Below are 1,808 nucleotides of genomic sequence, written 5' to 3'. Positions count from 1 at the left end.
GGCGCGCGCGCGCGCCCGCCAGATCCGGGAGTTCGCTCTGCGGAGCCTCGAACGACTGCCCGCGGGCGAGGACCGGATCAAGTTCGATCACCTCTTCGCCGCAGGGGACACCCAGAGCAAGGAGTTCTGGGTCAAGGCCAGGACCACGGCGCCGTCCCTGCTCAACTCCTACGTGCGGATCACGGAGTGAGACGCTCGGGTCGCGGTCGGCGGTACGAGCTCAGCGCGGTGTCTCCGGACCCGGGACGAACTCGGGCCCGTGACCCGGGACGATGCGCCTCGCGATCCCGAGCACCCGTGCGCGGTTGCGGTGGAGGAGCGCGGGGTCAGGCGCGTACGGGTCCTCCGCGGGACCGTCCCGGCCCCACCAGAGGTGCGTGAACGCCACGGGTCCGTCCGCGGCCTCCACAAGCGTCGTGATGTCCTGCGGCGTGTGCCCGGGCGTCTCCAGGAGCCGCACGTGGGGGGAGACCCGGAATCCTTCGGCCTTGCGGCTCTCCCAGGTGTCTCCGCGGTAGATCGCCCAGTGGTCGTGGAACCGGGCGTTCGGGAAGAGCGCGGCATGGAGCGTGTGGTCCGGATGGTGGTGGGAGAAGACGACGTCGGTCACCTGTCGCGGTGCCACGCCGAGGCGGCGCAGCGGGTTCAGGATGGACCGCGGCGAGGGGACCATCCCCGGATCGATGACGATCCGCGCACGACCGTCGCGGACGTAGCCCACGGTCGACGCCACGCCGGGTTCGGTGTAGCCCTCGAACAGGAGGTGGACTTCGGGGAGGATGCGGGGGCGGCGTCGCTTCGCGGATCGTGCTGGCATGACCGCCGCGAGACCGGCCGCGGTAGTTAAATGCCGCGGGCTCCGGTCCCCCCTCTCCGCCCAACCGGTGCGCTCAGGGGTCCATGTCCTCGAGGAGATAGCCGGGGAGCGTGAGCCCGGCCTTGTCCACCGCGGCGCGCGACGCACGCCGCCATGAGCTGGTCATCGTCGCATGCGGCCTCCCGTTCGCATCCTGGGCGACGCAGGTGATACGGAGCTCTTCCCCGTCCCTTCCTGCAAGCCGCGCGGTCGATCGGAACGGCCGTCCGACCCGGGGGAGGCGCAGCGGCTCGAACGTCACGGGACCCCGCATCGTGTGCACGCGCCCGCCGAGCGCCAGGGCGGCCCAATAGCTCGTCTCCATCAGGGTCATGAAGAGGAGCCCGATGTGCATGAGCCCGGGCCAACCGATCTCGTCCGCTCTGGGAACGTACTCGCAGACGACTTCGGACACTCCGTCCGGCCCGGTCCGCTGCTCGAACGCGAGGTGGAGCCCACGGGGATGTTGCGGGCCGCAGCCGAAGCACGGGTTCTCCGCGGGATTCTCGAGGGTCGGCATCGCGGTGGCAGGGAAGGCGCAAGCCATCTAGGTTTCGACCGCGGGATCCATCTCGATGGGTGACGGCGAAAAGGGCGCCCGGGGGCGGGTGAACGCCCCGACCACGGGCGGTTGGTGTTGGTTGGAGGGATGCTTGTTGCGAACACTATTTCGGACCGCCTTAATCATGGTTCGGTCATTACAGCCATTTCCTTTCGGTCCTCCGAACTTGTGGACCTTTCTTCTTGTGAGCGTAGTTCGAAGGATGTCCTCGGGGACGGAGGTCCGTGCCTCGTCAGGCGACGACCGCCTGTTCCCGACCGACGCGGGCTCGGTCGATGACCGCTCGGAGCTTCGTTTGGACTTCCTTGTCCAGTGGTGGGACCGTGTGGTTCGCGAGGATCCACTTCGTCTTCTCTCTCGCGCGGTCCACGAGGGTCTTGGATCCGTCGG

The 1,808-nt window shown here is 68.6% G+C and carries 3 protein-coding genes; 1 reads left to right on the top strand and 2 read right to left on the bottom strand.

The genetic code is table 11. The features are described 5' to 3' along the window. The coding region (locus VEY12_04660; protein ID HYM39423.1) for a hypothetical protein at nucleotides 1-190 on the top strand (190 nt) is incomplete at its 5' end. Between the two features lie 30 nt (nucleotides 191-220). On the opposite strand, the gene VEY12_04655 is transcribed toward VEY12_04660, so the two are convergent. Together VEY12_04655 and VEY12_04650 are read right to left on the bottom strand one after the other, a co-directional pair. Then, complete coding sequence (locus VEY12_04655) at nucleotides 221-817, bottom strand: MBL fold metallo-hydrolase (protein HYM39422.1); 597 nt, start codon at nucleotides 815-817, stop codon at nucleotides 221-223. 73 nt (nucleotides 818-890) lie between these two features. Then, nucleotides 891-1,376 (bottom strand): hypothetical protein, encoded by a 486-nt coding sequence (locus tag VEY12_04650; GenBank protein ID HYM39421.1) that lies wholly within the window; start codon nucleotides 1,374-1,376, stop codon nucleotides 891-893. Nucleotides 1,377-1,808: the final 432 nt, after the last annotated feature.

It is taken from the genome of Thermoplasmata archaeon (assembly GCA_035632695.1).
GTDB lineage: Archaea > Thermoplasmatota > Thermoplasmata > RBG-16-68-12 > RBG-16-68-12 > RBG-16-68-12.
This window is presented reverse-complemented; position numbering and strand designations above follow the sequence as displayed.